Genomic DNA, 18,542 nt, shown 5'->3' on the forward strand with positions numbered 1-18,542 from the left:
CCGGCCACCGGTCGCAGCCTACCCGGGTATCAAAACAAGGACTGAAAATCATGAAGACTACATTGGTCTGCTCCGGCGGACTCGATTCCGTTTCGCTTGCTCACGTTCTGGCGAATGACGGACAATTGTCGCGTCTTGTGTCATTTGACTATGGCCAGCGGCACAACAAAGAACTGGCCTTTGCCGCCGCCTGTTCCGAGCGTCTGAACGTACCCCATCACGTGATTGATCTGCGATCCGTCGGGGCATCGCTAACTGGTTCTGCGCTGACGGATGACCTGGACGTACCAGACGGCCATTACGCCGAAGACACGATGAAAGTCACAGTGGTGCCGAACCGCAATGCGATCATGCTGACCATCGCATATGGTGTCGCCGCCGCTGCGGGTGACGACGCCGTTGCAGCTGCGGTGCATGGCGGGGATCACTTCATCTATCCCGATTGCCGTCCTGCATTCACGGATGCGTTCGATGCGATGCAACGCACGGCTCTTGATGGCTACGCAGATGTCTCGTTGTACGTCCCCTTCGTGCATCGTTCCAAGGCTGACATCGTTGCCGAAGGTGCACGGGTTAACACACCATTTGATCAGACGTGGTCCTGCTACAAGGGCGGAGAAAGCCACTGTGGTCGTTGCGGCACCTGTGTGGAGCGGCGCGAAGCATTCGATCTTGCCGGTGTAGCTGACCCGACCCTTTATGAAGACCCCGATTTCTGGCGCGCGGCGGTTGCAGGAAAGCAAGACTGATGTTCCGGATCACCAAAGAGTTTCACTTCTCTGCCTCACATCAGCTGGGCCACCTGCCCGAAACACATCAATGCGCACGGCTGCATGGGCATAACTATATCGTGGTGGTCGAACTGGCCGCAGCCGAATTGAATCAGGACGGTTTTGTTCGGGACTATCAGGAACTGAAGCCCCTCAAGACCTATATCGACGACAGCTTTGATCACCGACATCTGAACGATGTGATGAACGAAATCTCAACCGCCGAGAACCTGGCGCGTCACTTCTATGAATGGTGTTCAGCCCGCTGGCCAGAAACGGCGGCCGTCAAGGTATCTGAAACACCTAAGACCTGGGCGGAGTATCGGCCATGAGCTTGAGGATATCCGAGATCTTCGGCCCCACTGTACAGGGCGAAGGCGCACTGATCGGCGAACCGACGGTCTTTGTCAGGTCCGGCGGATGTGATTTTCGTTGTTCGTGGTGCGACAGCCCCCATGCAGTCGATAGCGACTATCGTCATGACTGGACCCCGATGAAGGCCGAGACGGTCTGGGCCGAGGTCCAACGCCTGTCCGGCGGGCAACCATTGACCGTTTCGCTGTCAGGCGGCAATCCGGCCATTCAGGATTTCGCCCCGCTCATTGCACTGGGCAAGGAACATGGATACGGATTTGCCTGCGAAACCCAGGGCTCGATCGCCAAGCCGTGGTTCTCAGATCTCAACATGCTGATCCTGAGCCCCAAACCGCCAAGCAGCGGGGAAATGATGGATTGGGGTCAGTTTGACGCCTGCTTGGCTGCACGCCCAACCCATACCGTCCTGAAGATTGTGATCTTCGATGGTGCTGATTTTGATTGGGCGCGCGAAGTTGCAGATCGTTATCCGGATCTGCCGCTCTATCTTCAGCCCGGAAATCCGAACAGCGATCCCACGGAACCCATCGACCTGGGTGAAACGACAGGACGATTGGAATGGCTGATCGACACAACCCTTAACGCACGATGGTTCAGACCCCGTATTCTTCCCCAGCTGCATGTACTTGTCTGGGGTAACAAGCGCGGCGTCTGAGCAAAGGAGAAACACATGAGTGACAGCATCTACAGCAATCTCACCCAGTTGGGCGGCTCAACACAGATGCCTGCCAGCCCCGAAGAGGCCGAGCTGGAGCGTGTCCAGAACCCGCAGGCGGACGTGGACTACAACGTTCGCTTTACGGCACCCGAATTTACCTCGCTCTGCCCGATGACGGGACAACCCGACTTTGCACATCTGGTGATCGACTACGTACCGGGTGAGTGGCTGGTCGAAAGCAAGTCACTGAAACTGTTCCTTGGTTCTTTCCGGAACCACGGTGCATTTCACGAGGATTGCACAATCTCGATCGCGCGGCGTCTGACAGAGTTCCTTGAACCCCGCTGGCTGCGTATCGGCGGATATTGGTATCCGCGCGGGGGCATACCGATTGATGTGTTCTGGCAAACCGGTGCGATGCCCGAAGGCGTCTGGATTCCCGATCAGGGAGTGCCACCGTATCGCGGGCGCGGCTGAGCTGATGATGCGGGCGGGGCAATCGAGCGCTGCGCCCGCATATTTGACTATGACACAGAAAGCCGGATAGATCGCGATATGGCTCAGCACCCTGTTTTCTGGACGTTTCGTCGGTGTCCTTATGCGATGAGGGCGCGCCTCGCGCTGGTCAGCGCGGGTGTAAAGGTCGAGCTGCGTGAGATCCTGCTGCGGGACAAACCACAGGCTTTTCTTGATACTTCAGCGTCTGGGACAGTGCCCGCACTTCGAACCAATGATCAGGTTCTGGATGAGAGTCTGGACATTATGATCTGGGCTTTGGAAGAGAGCGACCCCCAACAGTTGCTCGATATGCCAAAGGAAGGTTGGGAGCTGATCTCAACAAATGACGGCCCGTTCAAGGATGCGCTGGATCACACCAAATACGCCACGCGATATCCCGATCTGGACGAAGAGGTTGAGCGACAAAAAGCTGCCACCTATCTGACCGACTTTGACCAAAAACTGGATGGGCAGGCGTGGCTGTTCGGAGATCGACCAACGATTGCAGATCTGGCAATGCTGCCATTCGTGCGCCAGTTCGCAAATATTGACCGTGTGTGGTTTGACGCTCAGCCTTGGCCCAACCTGATCAGATGGCTGGACCAGTTTCTGGCAAGCGACACCTTTGGGCAAATCATGCACAAATACGCCCCTTGGTCAGAAGGTGATGTGCCGATCTGGTTCGGAACCTCAGACGCTGTCTCCGACCTTTAACTGCCGCAACTGCGAACCGGTTTTGAACACAATCACCGGACCTGTGATTGCTGTGATTGTTTCACCGGTATTTATCGGATGGTAAGTCGCACGGGGTGGCCGTGCGCCATCATCGATGTCGCGTTGCACCCAGTCCCGCTCTTCCATCATCCGCAAGGACTGTGAGAGGGCGCGATCAGTGATCGTCAGCAGGTTTCGCCTGATCTCGTTAAAGTGGCTCAGTTCGTGAAGGGTTGCCAGAACCGGCAACGTCCATGAGCGCCGAAGCAGATCCTGATTATCTTCGCTGGTCGCAGACAGGATCTGATTGGCGAACCGGGCTGCCACTGCACCACGCTGTGTCAGTCGAAATTCCGGTCGCAACGGATGGCCGTAGCCCGGGTTTCGCTCAAGCAATCCAATTTGGATGAGATGATCTACACTCTGAGAGAATGACGTACGGCCCGCGCCGGTTGCAGCCAACAATGGCGCCTGCCGCCCAGGGACACCTTCGTGAAGATTGGAAAGAATGGGCAGGGCCCACGCCCGCGAAGTGATGTTGACAAGTGCATCAATGTACATAAAGTATAGTTACTATATTTTACCTTAAAAGGAAAGATGATGCCGCTCATTTCCCTGGAAGAAACCATAACAATTGCGCTGTCGGTTAAGGATCGTCACGCCAGCGCCGATTGGTACGAGAGCATGCTTGGCTTCAAAACGCTTTATCATGCAGATGAGGCAGGTTGGTCAGAGCTAGAAACCCTGACCAAGGGCGTAACCCTTGGGCTTGGTGAGCACACCAAACCCGCGCCCGGAAACTGCGTCCCTGTATTCGGCATCGCCGACCTAGACAGCGCAAGGCAAAAGCTAGAACAGGCTGATGTTCAGTTTGACGGCCCAACAGATGTAGTCGAAGGCATGGTCAAGACGGCAACATTCTATGACCCCGATGGCAATGCCTTCATGCTTGCCCAAGATTTGACGGGCGGGTCCTGAGGAATTGTAGACTCAAGGATCGTTGCCGAAGTTGCGGCAACGATCTGCAATTAATGTCAGATATGAGCAATTTGTGAGCGCTACCTTTCGGTTCGTGCACCCTGGGTGACGCGATTATAGTTGTAATCGGGTCTCCATCCTCCTAATCACAGCTTCACCTCGGGGTGCGTGGCATGCCGCGCTGAGATGCCTATCAGGCGAACCCGTTGAACCTGAACCGGCTAGAACCGGCGGAGGGAAAGGTGACGGTTTCATCCATCCTTGCCCTCTCGCCGCAATGGAGGATGATATGAAACATCTGCTGATTGCTGCGGGATTACTGAGTGCAACTTCGGCTATTGCCGCCGACAAACCTCAGCTCACCGTGTACACCTATGACAGCTTTGTCTCGGACTGGGGGCCGGGTCCGCAGGTCGAAGAAGCTTTTGAAGCGGTCTGCAATTGCGATCTGAATCTTGTTGGCGTTGAAGATGGCGCCGCCCTGCTGTCACGTATCCGGCTTGAGGGCGAAAACTCGGAAGCTGACGTGGTGCTGGGACTGGATACCAGTCTAATTAATGCGGCCAAGGAAACCGGTCTGTTTGCACCCAGTTCCGTTACAGCTGACTACGCGCTGCCGATTGAATGGACCGACGACGTTTTTGCGCCCTACGACTGGGGCTATTTCGCCTTTGTTCACAACGCTGATTACTCGGCCCCAGCGAATTTCCGTGAATTGGCGAACAGCGAGACAAAGATCATCATTCAGGATCCACGTTCTTCCACACCCGGTCTTGGTCTGTTGTTGTGGGTGAAGGCGGCCTATGGCGACGAGGCACCCGAAATCTGGGCTGGTCTTGCAGACAATATCGTAACAGTCACCAAAGGGTGGTCCGAGGCCTATGGTCTGTTCCTCGAAGGTGAATCGGATATGGTCCTCAGCTATACCACCTCTCCGGCCTATCACCTGATCGCTGAAGAAGACGCTTCGAAATCGGCGGTTGTCTTTGACGAAGGTAATTACATGCAGGTTGAAGTGGCAGGGAAACTCGCCGGGACTGATCAGCCGGAACTGGCGGATCAATTCCTGGAATTCATGGTTTCGGATGCGTTCCAGCAGATTATTCCTACAACCAACTGGATGTACCCGGCAGTGACCCCGGCAGCTGGGTTGCCCGAAGGGTTTGAAACCCTGACCGTTCCGGAAAAGGCTCTGCTCTTTTCACCCGATGAAGCCGCCGACGTGCGGGATCAGGCACTTGCAGAATGGTTGAGCGCGCTCAGCCAGTAAGCCCATTGCCGGGTATCGGCGCGGCTGCCCTAGTCGCCGCGCTGATACTGGGCACGCTGGCCGCAGTCGCCCTGCGTGCCGAAGCAGGCGGTGGATTTGGTCCGGCCGACTGGGCTGCCCTGCGCTTTACACTTACCCAAGCGATACTTTCCGCTCTGTTCAGTATTGGATTGGCGGTTCCGGTTGCACGAGCACTCGCCCGGCGACGGTTTCCCGGGCGTCGCGCGCTGATTGCGCTGCTTGGCGCGCCGTTCATTCTTCCCGTTATCGTTGCGATAATCGGATTGCTGCAGGTCTTTGGTCGGGCCGGCTGGATCTCTGATATATTGGGCTATTTTGGCTTCGCACCCATTCGCATCTACGGTCTGCATGGTGTGGTATTGGCCCATGTATTCTTCAATTTGCCCCTTGCCACGCGCCTCATCCTGCAGGGATGGCAAGAAATTCCGGCCGAGCGATTTCGCCTCGCTGCTCAGTTAGGCTGCAACGGAATGGCCATGTTCCGGTTGATCGAGTTGCCGATGCTAAGACGGATTTTACCGGGCGTGCTTGCGGTAATCTTCGCCATTTGCCTGACCAGTTTTGCTGTTGCGCTGACTCTGGGTGGCGGGCCCCGTGCGACCACAATCGAACTCGCGATCTATCAGGCCTTTACCTATGACTTTGACCTCGGCCGTGCTGCACTGTTGTCGGCGCTACAACTGGCCCTGACTGCCGCTGCAGCTTTGGCCGCCCTAAGGTTTTCTCGCGGAGACGGCTTCGGCACCGGGCTGGATCGCCCCATCCGCCGGTGGGATGGCGGCGCGCCCATTGCCGATGCCTTATGGATCATTGCAGCGGCCGCGTTCCTGCTGCTTCCTTTGGCATCTGTTGTGATTTCAGGATTTGCTGGTCTCTTCGAAACGCCAGCTTTGGTGTTCCGCGCCGCATTGACCTCGGTCATGGTGGCGGCCGCGAGCACTGTAATCTTGCTGCTGCTGGCGCTGCCCATGGCCACCGCTGTCGCGACCGGGCGCTATGGCATTGTTGAGCTCAGCGGCATCCTCGGGCTGGCCGCATCACCGCTGGTGATTGGTACTGGACTGTTCATCCTTGTCAGGCCTGTGGCCAACCCGACAGCGCTTGCGCTTCCGGTGACGGCGCTGGTCAACGCAGTTATGGCTCTGCCCTTCGCATTGCGCATTCTTGTCCCGGCCGCGCGCGATGTGGTGTCGCGACACGGCCGACTGGCGCTTTCCCTCGACATGACCAACATGACCTTCTTTGTCCGCATTCTGCTTCCTCGAATGCGCGCGCAGATCGGTTTTGCAGCCGGGCTGGCCGCAGCCCTTTCGATGGGAGATCTCGGGGTGATCGCACTGTTCGCAGACGCCCAGATAGCAACGCTGCCTTTACAGATTTACCGCCTGATGGGAGCTTATCAAATGCAAGCCGCCGCCGGAGGGGCGCTGCTTTTGCTGCTGTTGTCCATGTCGGCGTTCTGGATATTGGATCGCGGAGGACGCTGGCATGCTGAAGCTTAGTGATTGCGTCATTGAAAATGGTAATTTCACCCTGCACGCCGATCTTGGCATCGAACCCGGGGCGAGCGTTGCAATCATTGGCCCATCAGGTGCAGGTAAATCGACATTGCTGGAAACCATTGCCGGTTTTCGTTCCCTAACTCAGGGTCAAATATTCTGGCAGGGTACCGAGATAACAGACCTGCCACCGGGCAAGCGTCCCCTGGCCATGCTGTTTCAGGACGGCAACCTGTTCCCTCATTTGACCGCTGAGCAGAATATCGCTTTGGGCGTGCGCCCAAATGGACGACTAAGCCCTGACGAACAAGGTGAGGTCCAAACCGCCCTGGCACGTGTGAGTCTGGCGGGAATGGGCACTCGCAAACCCGCTGAGCTATCTGGCGGGCAGCAAAGTCGGGTGGCTTTGGCCCGAGTGCTCGTTCAACGACGTCAGGTGCTATTGCTGGATGAACCGTTCGCTGCACTTGGCCCTGCTTTGAAAGCCGAAATGCTGGATTTAGTTGCTGATTTGATTGAGGGGACTGGCACAACTCTGTTGATGATCAGTCACGATCCGCAGGACGCGCGCCGCATTACCGATCAGACAATACTCGTTGCCGAAGGTCAGGCCCATTCGCCGGTTGAAACGACAGAGTTGCTCGACAACCCACCACCCAGCCTGCGCAACTACCTGGGATAGTCGCTTCGGCACAAGGCGATTTGCCAGATGTTAGGCCTGCACATTGTCAGGGCATTCTGTGCTGCATCGTGCACTCTCATAGTACGTAGAGATAGATAAGGCCCGTCAGGGGCATGAAACCAAAGGTTCACATGCCCCTGACAATGAAAGGCCGTTTCGCATCTAACGCAATGCGTCAGAAGTAGCGCAACCAGATGTATACGTTCGCGATCATCAGGGTCAGGATCATGATCGGGAATGCAATTTTAGCGAACGCGATAAAGCCGATGGGCTGCTTTGCTTTCTCGGCAAAAGCTGCGACCGTCAGGTTCGCGCTCGCGCCCAGCAAGGTACCGTTGCCACCCAGACAAGCCCCAAGCGCCAATGACCACCACAGCGGTTCAATCGCATCTTCTCCACCAAACGTGTCGGCTGTGGACTCGATCAGCGGAATCATGGTCGCCACGAAGGGAATGTTGTCGAGGATCGCCGACAGGATACCTGAGGCCCAGAAGATGAAGAACGCGGTCCACATCATATCGCCCTGTGTCAACTCCAGCACCTTCTCACCGAAGAAAGCCAGCAGACCTACATGCTCAACACCGGCAACGATGACAAAGAGACCACCGAAGAAGAAGATCGTGACCCATTCAACTTCGCCAAAGATATGGTGCACGGATTCCGACTGCTCTTCGCCGTGCTGGTGACCATAGGCCAGTAGCATCAACAAGCCCGCACCGGCCAATGCGGAGGTACCAGGTTGAATACCATACCCATGCCCCAACGTGAAACCGAGCAACACCAGCGCCAGAACAGACAGCGATTTGATCATCAGACCTACATCCGTGATCGCTTCGGATTCATTGAAGCCCATAATCCGCTCGCTGGCAGACTTCGGAATGCTGGCAAGCTCTTTGCGATTCATCAGGTAGATAATTCCCGTGAGGACCACCAGACAGATCGCCGAAATCGGTGCCAGATTCACAACAAACTCATTGAAGCTGAGACCTGCGGCGGAGCCGATGATAATATTCGGCGGGTCACCGATCAGGGTTGCTGTGCCCCCGACATTCGAAGCCAGAATTTCAGCAATAAAAAACGGGAAGACGCGCGTTTCCAAAGCTTCGGTGATCAGCAAGGTAATCGGGGCAATAAGCAAGACGGTTGTCACGTTATCCAGCAATGCTGAAAACACGGCCGTGATCAGCGTCAACATGATCAGAATACCGGTAGGATTGGCCTTGACCGACTTTGCGGCCTTGATCGCCACGAACTGAAACAGTCCGCATTTGCTGGTGATACCCACAATGACCATCATGCCAATCAGAAGGGCCAGTGTATTGGAGTCGACCCCGGCCACCGCCTGTTCCTGATTGATGATCCCGAACAGTACCATCAGCGATGCGCCAAGCATTGCCAGAATGGCTCGGTTCACTTTTTCGGTTATCAGTACGGCGTAGACCAGGATCAGGATACCGGTCGCGACCCAAAGGGGATCAATGCCCAATAGTTGTGGAACGGAGAACGCAGCCTCTCCGTGTGACGTAGAATGCTCAGCCAAGATTTTTGTCCGGTTCGTTGGTGGTTAGCTTAGTGCGCGATCCAGAAGTGAGTTTGCACTCACCGTGCCCACAAAACGCTTTGTTTCAGGCTCGACAAGGATCACGTGCCGCTTGAATTTGTAGATCAGAAAAATGCCTTCCATCACCGGCGTGTCCGGTGCAGCCACTGGGATGTTGGTCGGTCTCGACATGTTGTCGCGCACCTTTTCTGTCTTCAACCGCTCCAGCTGCTGATCGAAGTCATCCCGTGTGAGGTTCATGAAGCTTAGAGACTCGATTGGCACCCGCGACGCATCATCGTTCAGACCGATTGTTGCTGCTTTGGGCAGGATCAGCTTTAGAAGTGTCGGTGCTGTGAATACACCGACATATGTGCCATCATCTTCTACCACCGGCAAAAACCGCGCACGGCTGTCTCTGATAATATTAAAGGCGGTGGCAATGCTTTCATCCGGATGGATGGTTCGCTGAACTTCAGTCGGCACCATTACGTCATAGCAGGTCAGGCCCATGGGTATCCTCTGTCTTCGTATGGCTGCCCGGCGATCTGCCAATTGGGTGGCCTCATCTGACTTCGCGTTTGCGAGGCAAACCAGCAAAGCCGAATCGAATTTTTTCTGACGGTGGTGTCTTTTCACTGCCACGCAGGATTGGCCAGCCTTTTTGCGAAATTGTTTGTCGGCGTGTCGGTTTTTCTGTTGCTTTGGTCGACAATCACAACACATTCAGCAGGTTTCTCTCCAATCTGCGGCCTCTGCCTAACCAGGATCCGTAGACACGAAAAAACGCCCCCGAATGATCGAGGGCGTTTCTATGAACTTCGAAGATATCGGGCTTAGCCGCGCTCTTCGATGATCTCAACCAGATGCGGGATCTTGTTGACCATGCCACGAACCGAAGGGGTATCTTCCAGCTCACGGGTCTTGTGCATCTTGTTCAGGCCCAGACCGATCAGGGTTGCGCGCTGTTCAGCGGGGCGACGGATCGGAGAACCGATCTGCTTGACGACGATGGTTTTTGCCATGGTTCGCTCTCCTTACGCTTCTGCTTCAGCAGCAGCCGGTGCTTCGTCCCGCTTGGGCAGGATGTCGGCAACCTTTTTGCCACGACGTGCGGCAACCGAACGCGGGCTCTGCTCTTTTTGCAGGCCGTTGATGGTAGCGCGGATCATGTTGTACGGGTTCTGCGAGCCCAGCGACTTGGACACAACGTCCTTGACGCCCAGCATTTCGAACACGGCACGCATCGGACCACCGGCGATGATACCAGTACCTTCAGGTGCGGTGCGCATAACCACTTTACCAGCGCCGTGACGGCCCTCGATGTCGTGGTGCAGGGTACGACCTTCGCGCAGTTGCACGCGGATCATCTGACGCTTGGCTTGTTCAGTCGCCTTGCGGATGGCTTCAGGTACTTCTTTCGCTTTACCTTTGCCAAAGCCGACGCGGCCTTTCTGATCGCCGACAACCACCAGAGCGGCGAAGCCAAAGCGCTTACCACCTTTTACGGTTTTCGACACGCGGTTGATTGCGACCAGGCGATCTGCAAATTCCGGTGCTTCTTCACGGTCGCGGCCACGGCCCCGACGGTTTTCACGTTCTGCCATTTGGCATCCCTTTTCTCATGTGGCGCTCTCGGCGCCGTTTTCTTCAATCCAAGTGAGCCCCGACTGTTGCCGAGGCCCCCGGATCATCGGGGCGGATCGAAACCCGCCCGCAGGTCTTAGATCTTCAGACCACCTTCACGCGCGGCGTCGGCAACTGCCTTCACCTTGCCGTGGAACAGGAAGCCACCACGATCGAAATAGGCCTCTTCGACGCCTGCCTTCTTGGCACGCTCGGCGATGGCCGCGCCCACTTTTGTGGCCGCTTCGACGTTGTTCTTGCCAACAACACCCAGGTCTTTTTCCAGGGTCGAGGCAGATGCCAGGGTCACGCCACGTACGTCGTCGATCAGCTGAACAGAGATGTTCTTGTTCGAACGGTGTACGGACAGACGCGGACGACCCGCGTTGACCTTGCGAAGTTTGTTCCGAACGCGCAGGCGGCGCTTCAGAAACAGGGTTCTTTTGCTGTTTGCCATTGTCTGCGTCCTTACTTCTTCTTGCCTTCCTTGCGGAAGATGAACTCGCCCTTGTAGCGGATGCCCTTGCCTTTGTAAGGCTCGGGACGGCGCCACTCGCGGATTTTGGCCGCGGTTTCGCCCACCAGCTGCTGGTCGATACCTTCCACAACGATTTCGGTCTGCTTCGGTGCGGTGATGGTGACACCTTCCGGAGCAGTGAAATCAACATCGTGGCTGTAACCCAGGTTCAGCTTCAGGGTGTTGCCCTGCATCTGAGCCCGGTAACCAACACCCTGGATCTCCAGCTCTTTTTTGAAGCCCTGAGTTACACCGGTTACCAGGTTGGCAACCATGGTGCGGCTCATGCCCCACTGCTGGCGGGCACGCTTGGACATGCCACGGGGGTCGATCTTGACCACATTGTCTTCAACCGACAGCGTCACGTCGTCGGTGGCGGTGAAGCTGCGGGTGCCTTTCGGACCTTTGACTTCGATGGTCTGGCCAGACACAGAGGCGGTAACGCCGCTGGGCAGCTCGACCGGTTTTTTACCAATACGAGACATTGCAGACCTCCTTAGAAGACGGTGCAGAGCACTTCGCCACCAACATTGTTGGAGCGAGCGTTTGCGTCCGACATCACACCTTTCGGAGTGCTGACAATCGACACACCCAGACCCTGACGGACCTGCGGGATGTCATTGACGCCCATGTATACGCGACGACCGGGCTTCGAGACCCGCTTCAGTTCGCGAATAACAGGGGTGCCTTCGTAGTACTTCAGGCTGATTTCGATGGCCGGATGACCGTTTTCACCGGTCGTGTTTTCGTAGCCACGGATGTAACCTTCGTCCGCCAGCACGTCCAGAACCCAACCGCGCAGCTTGGAAGCCGGAGTGGAAACGGTGGACTTGCCGCGCATTTGCGCGTTGCGGATACGGGTGAGCATATCGCCGATAGGATCATTCATATCTATGTCTCCCTTACCAGCTCGATTTCACCATGCCGGGGATCTGACCAGCAGAACCCAGCTCGCGCAGCGCGATACGGCTGACCTTCAGCTTACGGTAGTAAGCGTGAGGACGACCGGTCAGCTGACAACGGTTGTGCAGACGGGTAGCCGAGCTGTTGCGCGGCAGTTTCGCCAGTTTCAGACGCGCTTTGAAGCGCTCTTCCATCGGGCGGCTCTCGTCATTCGCGATTTCTTTCAGCTCGGCACGCTTTGCGGCATATTTGGCCACCAGGCGTTCGCGCTTCTTCTCGCGTTCGATCATTGCTTTTTTAGCCATGTCTCAATCCTCCCGGCGCTTAGGCGTTGAAGGGCATGTTGAACGCTTTCAACAGTGCCTTACCTTCAGCGTCGGTTTTCGCTGTGGTGGTGATTACGATATCCAGACCCCAGACCTCGTCGACCTTGTCGAAGTCGATTTCCGGGAACACGATGTGCTCTTTCATGCCCATGGCAAAGTTGCCACGACCATCAAAAGAAGGCTTCACACCGCGGAAGTCACGAATACGCGGCATCGCGATGGTGATCAGACGATCCAGGAATTCGTACATCCGGTCACCGCGCAGGGTTACTTTCGCACCCAGCGGCATGTCTTCACGGACGCGGAAACCCGCGATCGACTTCTTCGCCTTGGTTGAAACTGCCTTTTGACCAGCAATCGCGGTCAGATCCTCGACGGCAGCTTTCGCCTTCTTCGAGTCTTTGACGGCCTCAGCACCACAACCGATGTTCAGAACGATTTTTTCCAGCTTGGGCAGCTGCATGTCGTTCTTGTAGCCGAACTCTTCTTTCAGAGCGGCACGGATGGTTTCAACGTACTGAGCTTTCAGACGCGGGGTGTAGTTTGCGGAATCAAGCATCGATCACGTCTCCCGTGGTCTTGGCGAAGCGGACCTTCTTGTCACCTTCCATGCGGAAACCAACGCGGGTTGCTTTGCCGTTCTTGTCCAGCAGAGCCAGGTTCGACAGCTCGATCGGGTTTGCCTGAGGCAGGCGACCACCTTGCGAGTTCTGGGTCTGGCGGGTGTGACGGATGGCGATGTTGATGCCGTCTACAACAGCTTTACCGGCTTTCGGGTCAACCGAGGAGATAGTTCCCTCTTTGCCCTTGTCCTTACCGGCCAGCACGACGACCTTGTCGCCTTTGCGGAGTTTAGCAGCCATGATTACAGCACCTCCGGAGCAAGCGAGATGATTTTCATGAAGTTCTTGCTGCGCAGTTCGCGAACAACCGGGCCAAAGATACGGGTACCGACCGGCTCGTTGTTGTTGTTCAGGATGACGGCGGCGTTGCGATCAAAGCGGATCGCGGTACCGTCCGCGCGGCGGACTTCTTTGGCGGTGCGTACGACGACGGCCTTGCGGACGTCACCTTTCTTCACGCGGCCGCGCGGGATGGCTTCCTTCACCGAGACGACAATGATGTCGCCAACGGAGGCGTATTTACGCTTGGAACCACCCAGGACCTTGATGCACTGAACTCGGCGTGCGCCGGAGTTGTCAGCGACATCCAGATTGGTCTGCATCTGGATCATGTGGTTTCTCCCGACCTGTGGGGGCTGGTCTCGTTAGATCCCCCAGGGTTTCGACAAATGGGAAAATCCCGGAGGCTTACGCTTCCAGAACTTCCCAACGTTTCGTCTTCGATTTCGGCGCGCATTCGATGATGCGTACGGTGTCACCGACCTTGAAGGCGTTCTTTTCATCGTGAGCCCGGTATTTCTTGGACTTTCGGATGGTTTTCTTCAGAACCGGATGAGTAAAGCGGCGCTCGACGGATACGGTTACGGTCTGTTCGTTGGCGTCGCTGGTCACGGTGCCTTGCAGGATACGCTTGGGCATCTGATTACTCCTCGGATGCCGCAGCAGCGGCCTTTTCGTTCAGAATGGTTTTGACACGGGCAGCATTGCGGCGGGCCGCTTTAATGCCGGCTGTGTTTTCCAGCTGACCGGTTGCCTGTTGAAAGCGCAGGTTAAAGCTTTCTTTCTTCAGGTTGGCCAGTTCCTCGCGGAGCTGGTCCGGGGTCTTGTCACGCAGTTCTTGGGCGTTCATCGCCTTTTTCCTTTGCTCAAAACACCAGAAGGCCCCGTACACGGGTCACCTTTGACCTGGTGGATGAATGATAGACATACGAATCCCCCGACTCAGCCGGGGGAACGCAGGATGCCGCCGTATAAGGGTTTAGGGGGTGGGTGGCAAGGGAAAGTTCTTAGATTTTCATCTTTGCCAATCTTGGCGAAAAATTCCCCCCGTCGGCAATTCGACGGAGGGTTTTGGTTCAGTTCACTTGTCACTATCTGCGAGTCCGTTCCCGCACCCCCCCTTTCGCATTAGCTATGGTCGAAATTGCCAGCTTGCATCAGTAGGGAACTCAATAACAATTAAATCAGTACCGCGTAGTGACCCATGCAAGAAGCCGATAGTCGTGAATATCAGATATTGTTAACGAACGGACAGGTGGTGCGTTTCACGCAACGTGAATTACGTGACCTTGTTCGGGGCAGAAGAGTTAAAGCTTTTCTTGTTGTTAGCCTGATCATTATCGCCCTTGCGAATCCGACACTGTTTCCGTCCCTTCCGGAATACTCGTCGCGGCTGTTCTACTGGGGCGTCTCCGTATTACTCTATCTGATTATCATTCCGCATTGGGCCTCAGCTGTGGACAGACTGTGGCGGCGAAGTCTGCAGATACCACTACCACTTATTGTTGCAACCGGCCCCCTTATTGTTGGCCTGTCCGTTTTCGCAACGTGCTTCCCAATGGTTTTTGGGGACCTCGTACCTAAGCGGGGTGAACCACTTGTCTGGACAGACTATCTGCGCAACCTGTTGATCGGACACATAATAGAAACAGTGGGACTGCTTTGGCTACTTCCACTGCAGCGCAACGACGAAGACTTGGCGGAAACCGTGCCGGAGGATGAACCGGAGTTCGTCATTCTCAACGGCCGTTCATTGCCGCTGGACAGTATACTGACTGTGCAGAGCGCCGAGCACTATCTTATCGTCAGAACGAACGGGAAGACATCACAATACCGCGCCCGCATGAAGGACTTCGTCATGCAGGTCAACGAAAGCCACGGCGTACAAACACACCGCTCGTTCTGGGTTTCCACCCAAGAAGCGGAGGAACTTCGTGGAAACGTCGTTAAAACACGATCCGGTGACGACATTCCGGTCTCACGAGGCCGCTTGCCTGCGGTGCGGGAATGGTTTCGTTCAGCGGGAAAGGCGCATTAGGGCTTTCTGCCAAAAGTTCGGAGCCTAATTTATCACTGAATCTGACCCGGGCCGTCAATCAACACGAACAAGGCGGCCGCCTGCTTTTGGCGGCTGCAAACTGCTTAGTCCCAACGATAGTTGAAACTCACACTTATCCGCTCCTCTTCCGCCATGTTCATAGGCACTTCGTGGCGAAGCCAGCTTTCCCAAAGCAGAACATCGCCAACCTTGGGCTTCATATAGATGAACGGCTGGAGGTCTCGTCGCCCATCCTTGAGGCGCGTCGGTGCGGCCATCATGCGTCCCGAGCGTGGATCTTCCAGCTTCAGTGCGCTAGCACCTTCGGGCATTGCAACATAGGTCGTCCCCGAAATCACGCTGTGCGGGTGTAGATGGCTGGAATGCATCCCACCCTCGGGCAAAATGTTGATCCACAGGTCCTCGAGCTTTAACTCACCTTCGCCCAGATCGAACTCCAGATCTTTGGCAAAGGTCGCTACATGCTGATCCAGCGCCGAGACCAGATCGGCGAAGATTGGAAACCGCCAGGGCAGATCGGTCAGTGAGGCGTAGCTTGTATAGCCGGGATAGCCGTTCTCTTCACACCATCCCTGGCCTGCCTCATCATCTTCAGCGATGACAAGGCATGAGCTTTCCAGTTCCTCCGCGTCGATTTTGGGATCGAACTCAGAGAGGGCTGCGCGATAAAGACGGGTAACGAAGAGTGATTCAATCTGTGGCATGACACGCCTATAAACCAGCCCGCCACCAAGTTCGAGAGGTGACCTAGACCTGAGGCATCTCTTGGCCTGCCAAAATACCTTTCAACCAGGCAAATGCGACTTCCTCAGCTTTGTCATTCGACGACGAGTCGAACAAGCACCGCTCTCCTACCATTTGGGCATTGCAGGCCAGCATCCGGTTCTTCATCTGCTCAGATCCGTGATTGAAGGTCATGTCAAAGGTAGTATCGCCCAACCCAAACACCGAGAACCGCACGTGGCTCAAATCCGGGCTCTATTTCTTGAGCTTTTCGAAGAAGCCCTGCGCCGTGAATGGCAGTTCGCCTGACCCGAATGTCGACAGGACCAGAACATAGAGCCGATCCGAACGCATATCTGCAGGCTCGATATCGTCAAAGCTGTCGACCTCGCCTGACAAAGCGGATTGCAAATCATCGCACAGAAGCTCCGAAGTGCCGGTTTCCGTGCCGTGAAGAAAATGGAGATACATTTGTTAGCCCCGACTTCGCGCATTTTCGTTTTGCCTGCGAAACGTCGGACATGGCTTCGGCCACCTTTAGGCGGTTCCGCAATCCCGGCTCGACTCGGTACCCGAGACATTAATCGCGAACCGGGTTTCTTCAAGTTCAAATCAGAAAGCCCCCGCCGGTTTCCCGACGGGGGCTAATCTTTAGCGAACGGGGTTGCCCCCGGATCGCTTACCAGTCTTCGCGAACCACGACGCGAGTCTTGATCGGCAGCTTCATCGCAGCCAGGCGCAGGGCCTCGCGGGCGATATCGTCATTGACGCCGTCGATCTCGAACATCACGCGGCCAGGCTTGACTTTGCATGCCCAGCGGTCGACCGAACCTTTACCTTTACCCATACGAACTTCGATCGGCTTAGCCGTGACCGGAGTGTCGGGGAAGATGCGGATCCAGACACGACCCTGACGCTTCATGTGACGCGTCATGGCACGACGTGCAGCTTCGATCTGGCGTGCAGTAACACGCTCAGGCTCAAGAGCTTTCAGGCCGTAGGTGCCAAAGTTCAGATCAGAGCCGCCCTTGGCGAGACCCTTGATCCGGCCTTTGTGCATCTTGCGGAATTTAGTACGCTTTGGTTGAAGCATATCTTTCCCTCCTTAGCGACGACCGCCACCAGCACCACGAGGTGCAGGGCCGTCCTGGAGTTCCTGTGCTTTACGGTCACGTGCCTGCGGATCGTGCTCCATGATCTCACCTTTGAAGATCCAGACCTTGATCCCGATGATCCCATAAGGAGTCATCGCTTCGGCATGTGCGTAATCGATGTCGGCACGCAGGGTGTGCAGAGGCACGCGGCCTTCGCGATACCACTCGGTCCGTGCGATTTCGGCACCGCCCAGACGACCAGCGACGTTCACCCGGATACCCAGGGCGCCCATGCGCATGGCGTTCTGAACCGAGCGCTTCATCGCGCGACGGAACGAAACACGACGTTCCAGCTGCTGAGCGATGGACTCGGCAACCAGCTGCGCGTCAAGCTCGGGCTTACGCACTTCGACGATGTTCAGGTGCAGTTCGCTGTCGGTCATGCGAGCAAGCTTTTTGCGCAGAACCTCGATGTCTGCACCTTTCTTGCCGATGATGACACCCGGACGTGCAGTGTGGATCGTAACGCGGCACTTCTTGTGCGGACGTTCGATGATCACACGGGCAACACCGGCCTGCTTGCACTCTTTCTGGATGAACTCACGGATTTTGAGGTCTTCCAGCAGCAGGTCACCATAGTCTTTGGTGTCTGCGTACCAGCGGCTGTCCCAGGTGCGGTTGACCTGAAGGCGCATGCCGATCGGATTGACTTTATGTCCCATTAGGCTTGCTCCTCAACTTGACGCACCTTGATGGTGATCTCCGAGAACGGCTTCATGATTGCACCGAACCGACCACGCGCACGCGGACGACCACGCTTCATGACCAGGTTCTTGCCAACCCATGCTTCGGCGACGATCAGTTCGTCGACGTCCAGGTTGTGGTTGTTCTCGGCGTTGGCGATTGCAGACTGCAGGCACTTCTTGACGTCCTGCGCGACACGCTTGTTCGAGAAAGTCAGGTCGGTCAGAGCCTTCTCAACTTTCTTGCCGCGGATCATTTGCGCAACCAGGTTCAGTTTCTGCGGGCTGGTGCGAAGCATGCGAGTTTTCGCCATTGCTTCGTTTTCAGCCACGCGGCGGGGGTTCTTTTCCTTGCCCATGACTTACTTCCGCTTCGCTTTTTTGTCTGCGGCGTGGCCATAATAGGTACGGGTCGGTGAGTATTCACCGAACTTCTGACCAATCATGTCTTCCGAGACGTTGACGGGAATGTGCTTCTGGCCGTTGTACACACCAAAGGTCAGACCCACGAACTGGGGCAGAATGGTGGAACGACGCGACCAGATTTTGATGACTTCGTTGCGGCCCGACTCGCGCGCTGCTTCGGCTTTTTTCAGCACGTAAGCATCGACGAAAGGACCCTTCCAAACAGAGCGAGACATAGA

Annotated in this window: 31 protein-coding genes and 1 riboswitch; of the genes, 10 read left to right on the forward strand and 21 right to left on the reverse strand. The window is 56.0% G+C overall.

All coding sequences use genetic code 11. From position 1 onward, the window contains the following. Positions 1–50 precede the first annotated feature (50 nt). From queC to ACR0CW_RS13560, 5 genes are all read left to right on the forward strand, one after another. Positions 51–749 (forward strand): 7-cyano-7-deazaguanine synthase QueC, encoded by a 699-nt coding sequence (gene queC, locus ACR0CW_RS13540; protein ID WP_480742345.1) that lies wholly within the window; start codon positions 51–53, stop codon positions 747–749. Further along, positions 749–1,102 carry a 6-carboxytetrahydropterin synthase QueD gene (gene queD, locus ACR0CW_RS13545; RefSeq protein WP_480742346.1) on the forward strand — a complete coding sequence of 118 codons (354 nt, stop codon included), beginning with the start codon at positions 749–751 and terminating at the stop codon, positions 1,100–1,102. Before queC ends, queD begins: the two co-directional genes overlap by 1 nt. Next, the gene (queE, locus tag ACR0CW_RS13550) at positions 1,099–1,800 is read left to right on the forward strand and encodes a 7-carboxy-7-deazaguanine synthase QueE (protein WP_480742347.1); all 702 of its coding nucleotides are present in this window, start codon (positions 1,099–1,101) and stop codon (positions 1,798–1,800) included. Before queD ends, queE begins: the two co-directional genes overlap by 4 nt. A 15-nt stretch (positions 1,801–1,815) precedes the next feature. Further along, complete coding sequence (gene queF, locus ACR0CW_RS13555; RefSeq protein WP_480788189.1) at positions 1,816–2,280, forward strand: preQ(1) synthase; 465 nt, start codon at positions 1,816–1,818, stop codon at positions 2,278–2,280. Between the two features lie 78 nt (positions 2,281–2,358). After that, the gene (locus ACR0CW_RS13560) at positions 2,359–3,015 is read left to right on the forward strand and encodes a glutathione S-transferase (RefSeq protein ID WP_480788190.1); all 657 of its coding nucleotides are present in this window, start codon (positions 2,359–2,361) and stop codon (positions 3,013–3,015) included. On the opposite strand, the gene ACR0CW_RS13565 is transcribed toward ACR0CW_RS13560, so the two are convergent. After that, positions 2,992–3,576 (reverse strand): winged helix-turn-helix transcriptional regulator, encoded by a 585-nt coding sequence (locus ACR0CW_RS13565; RefSeq protein WP_480788191.1) that lies wholly within the window; start codon positions 3,574–3,576, stop codon positions 2,992–2,994. The two genes, ACR0CW_RS13560 and ACR0CW_RS13565, sit on opposite strands and share 24 nt — an antisense overlap. Before the next feature lie 39 nt (positions 3,577–3,615). On the opposite strand from ACR0CW_RS13565, the gene ACR0CW_RS13570 reads away from it, so the two are divergent. From ACR0CW_RS13570 to ACR0CW_RS13585, 4 genes are all read left to right on the forward strand, one after another. Then, positions 3,616–3,993, forward strand: a complete 378-nt coding sequence (locus ACR0CW_RS13570) for a VOC family protein (protein ID WP_155148701.1) — start codon at positions 3,616–3,618, stop codon at positions 3,991–3,993. Positions 3,994–4,143: 150 nt separating this feature from the next. Next, a riboswitch (TPP riboswitch) is annotated at positions 4,144–4,250 on the forward strand. Positions 4,251–4,282: 32 nt separating this feature from the next. Next, positions 4,283–5,263: a thiamine ABC transporter substrate binding subunit gene (gene thiB, locus ACR0CW_RS13575; RefSeq protein ID WP_480788192.1), complete on the forward strand. Its 981-nt coding sequence runs from the start codon at positions 4,283–4,285 to the stop codon at positions 5,261–5,263. Beyond that, a complete protein-coding gene (locus ACR0CW_RS13580) occupies positions 5,239–6,786 on the forward strand; it encodes a thiamine/thiamine pyrophosphate ABC transporter permease ThiP (RefSeq protein ID WP_480788193.1) in 1,548 nt (515 codons plus the stop codon). Before thiB ends, ACR0CW_RS13580 begins: the two co-directional genes overlap by 25 nt. Beyond that, complete coding sequence (locus tag ACR0CW_RS13585) at positions 6,773–7,465, forward strand: thiamine ABC transporter ATP-binding protein (protein WP_480788194.1); 693 nt, start codon at positions 6,773–6,775, stop codon at positions 7,463–7,465. Before ACR0CW_RS13580 ends, ACR0CW_RS13585 begins: the two co-directional genes overlap by 14 nt. Before the next feature lie 175 nt (positions 7,466–7,640). On the opposite strand, the gene ACR0CW_RS13590 is transcribed toward ACR0CW_RS13585, so the two are convergent. The 13 genes from ACR0CW_RS13590 to rpmC form a co-directional block, all read right to left on the reverse strand. Further along, positions 7,641–9,005 carry an ArsB/NhaD family transporter gene (locus tag ACR0CW_RS13590; protein WP_155148694.1) on the reverse strand — a complete coding sequence of 455 codons (1,365 nt, stop codon included), beginning with the start codon at positions 9,003–9,005 and terminating at the stop codon, positions 7,641–7,643. Positions 9,006–9,029: 24 nt separating this feature from the next. Further along, complete coding sequence (locus ACR0CW_RS13595; protein ID WP_170334366.1) at positions 9,030–9,518, reverse strand: CBS domain-containing protein; 489 nt, start codon at positions 9,516–9,518, stop codon at positions 9,030–9,032. Between the two features lie 323 nt (positions 9,519–9,841). Next, entirely contained in the window at positions 9,842–10,030 is a 189-nt protein-coding gene (rpmD, locus tag ACR0CW_RS13600) for a 50S ribosomal protein L30 (RefSeq protein ID WP_008757946.1), read from the reverse strand. 12 nt (positions 10,031–10,042) lie between these two features. Then, a complete protein-coding gene (gene rpsE / locus ACR0CW_RS13605; protein WP_155148691.1) occupies positions 10,043–10,612 on the reverse strand; it encodes a 30S ribosomal protein S5 in 570 nt (189 codons plus the stop codon). A 116-nt stretch (positions 10,613–10,728) separates the two neighbouring features. Continuing rightward, entirely contained in the window at positions 10,729–11,088 is a 360-nt protein-coding gene (gene rplR / locus ACR0CW_RS13610) for a 50S ribosomal protein L18 (RefSeq protein ID WP_010437103.1), read from the reverse strand. Positions 11,089–11,099: 11 nt separating this feature from the next. Further along, entirely contained in the window at positions 11,100–11,633 is a 534-nt protein-coding gene (rplF, locus tag ACR0CW_RS13615) for a 50S ribosomal protein L6 (RefSeq protein ID WP_155148689.1), read from the reverse strand. Positions 11,634–11,644: 11 nt separating this feature from the next. Next, entirely contained in the window at positions 11,645–12,037 is a 393-nt protein-coding gene (gene rpsH, locus ACR0CW_RS13620; RefSeq protein ID WP_155148687.1) for a 30S ribosomal protein S8, read from the reverse strand. A 13-nt stretch (positions 12,038–12,050) separates the two neighbouring features. Next, on the reverse strand, positions 12,051–12,356 hold the full coding sequence (gene rpsN, locus ACR0CW_RS13625; RefSeq protein ID WP_068340744.1) for a 30S ribosomal protein S14: 306 nt from the start codon (positions 12,354–12,356) through the stop codon (positions 12,051–12,053). A gap of 19 nt (positions 12,357–12,375) precedes the next feature. After that, positions 12,376–12,936 (reverse strand): 50S ribosomal protein L5, encoded by a 561-nt coding sequence (gene rplE, locus ACR0CW_RS13630; RefSeq protein WP_155148685.1) that lies wholly within the window; start codon positions 12,934–12,936, stop codon positions 12,376–12,378. Beyond that, the gene (rplX, locus tag ACR0CW_RS13635) at positions 12,929–13,240 is read right to left on the reverse strand and encodes a 50S ribosomal protein L24 (RefSeq protein WP_155148683.1); all 312 of its coding nucleotides are present in this window, start codon (positions 13,238–13,240) and stop codon (positions 12,929–12,931) included. The genes rplE and rplX overlap by 8 nt, the downstream gene beginning before the upstream one ends. Positions 13,241–13,242: 2 nt before the next feature. After that, complete coding sequence (gene rplN, locus ACR0CW_RS13640) at positions 13,243–13,611, reverse strand: 50S ribosomal protein L14 (RefSeq protein ID WP_155148681.1); 369 nt, start codon at positions 13,609–13,611, stop codon at positions 13,243–13,245. Positions 13,612–13,687: 76 nt separating this feature from the next. Then, the gene (gene rpsQ / locus ACR0CW_RS13645; RefSeq protein ID WP_068340771.1) at positions 13,688–13,918 is read right to left on the reverse strand and encodes a 30S ribosomal protein S17; all 231 of its coding nucleotides are present in this window, start codon (positions 13,916–13,918) and stop codon (positions 13,688–13,690) included. 4 nt (positions 13,919–13,922) lie between these two features. Continuing rightward, a complete protein-coding gene (gene rpmC / locus ACR0CW_RS13650; RefSeq protein WP_010437082.1) occupies positions 13,923–14,129 on the reverse strand; it encodes a 50S ribosomal protein L29 in 207 nt (68 codons plus the stop codon). Between the two features lie 354 nt (positions 14,130–14,483). On the opposite strand from rpmC, the gene ACR0CW_RS13655 reads away from it, so the two are divergent. After that, a complete protein-coding gene (locus ACR0CW_RS13655; protein ID WP_480788195.1) occupies positions 14,484–15,317 on the forward strand; it encodes a LytTR family DNA-binding domain-containing protein in 834 nt (277 codons plus the stop codon). Positions 15,318–15,421: 104 nt separating this feature from the next. Here ACR0CW_RS13655 and ACR0CW_RS13660 read toward each other — a convergent pair whose 3' ends face one another. The 7 genes from ACR0CW_RS13660 to rpsS all read right to left on the reverse strand — a co-directional run bounded on the left by ACR0CW_RS13660 (position 15,422) and on the right by rpsS (position 18,539). Continuing rightward, positions 15,422–16,042 carry a 2OG-Fe(II) oxygenase family protein gene (locus ACR0CW_RS13660; RefSeq protein WP_480742352.1) on the reverse strand — a complete coding sequence of 207 codons (621 nt, stop codon included), beginning with the start codon at positions 16,040–16,042 and terminating at the stop codon, positions 15,422–15,424. Between the two features lie 43 nt (positions 16,043–16,085). Beyond that, positions 16,086–16,307 (reverse strand): NADPH-dependent FMN reductase family protein, encoded by a 222-nt coding sequence (locus ACR0CW_RS13665; RefSeq protein ID WP_480788196.1) that lies wholly within the window; start codon positions 16,305–16,307, stop codon positions 16,086–16,088. Between the two features lie 9 nt (positions 16,308–16,316). Then, positions 16,317–16,532 carry a hypothetical protein gene (locus ACR0CW_RS13670; protein WP_480788197.1) on the reverse strand — a complete coding sequence of 72 codons (216 nt, stop codon included), beginning with the start codon at positions 16,530–16,532 and terminating at the stop codon, positions 16,317–16,319. Between the two features lie 208 nt (positions 16,533–16,740). Continuing rightward, positions 16,741–17,154: a 50S ribosomal protein L16 gene (gene rplP / locus ACR0CW_RS13675; RefSeq protein ID WP_058283513.1), complete on the reverse strand. Its 414-nt coding sequence runs from the start codon at positions 17,152–17,154 to the stop codon at positions 16,741–16,743. Positions 17,155–17,166: 12 nt separating this feature from the next. Continuing rightward, entirely contained in the window at positions 17,167–17,877 is a 711-nt protein-coding gene (rpsC, locus tag ACR0CW_RS13680; protein ID WP_039523351.1) for a 30S ribosomal protein S3, read from the reverse strand. After that, positions 17,877–18,257, reverse strand: a complete 381-nt coding sequence (gene rplV / locus ACR0CW_RS13685) for a 50S ribosomal protein L22 (protein WP_155148675.1) — start codon at positions 18,255–18,257, stop codon at positions 17,877–17,879. The genes rpsC and rplV overlap by 1 nt, the downstream gene beginning before the upstream one ends. A 3-nt stretch (positions 18,258–18,260) precedes the next feature. Further along, positions 18,261–18,539, reverse strand: a complete 279-nt coding sequence (gene rpsS, locus ACR0CW_RS13690) for a 30S ribosomal protein S19 (protein WP_005980699.1) — start codon at positions 18,537–18,539, stop codon at positions 18,261–18,263. Between the last annotated feature and the right edge of the window lie 3 nt (positions 18,540–18,542).

Source organism: Ruegeria sp. CH6 (assembly GCF_056537005.1).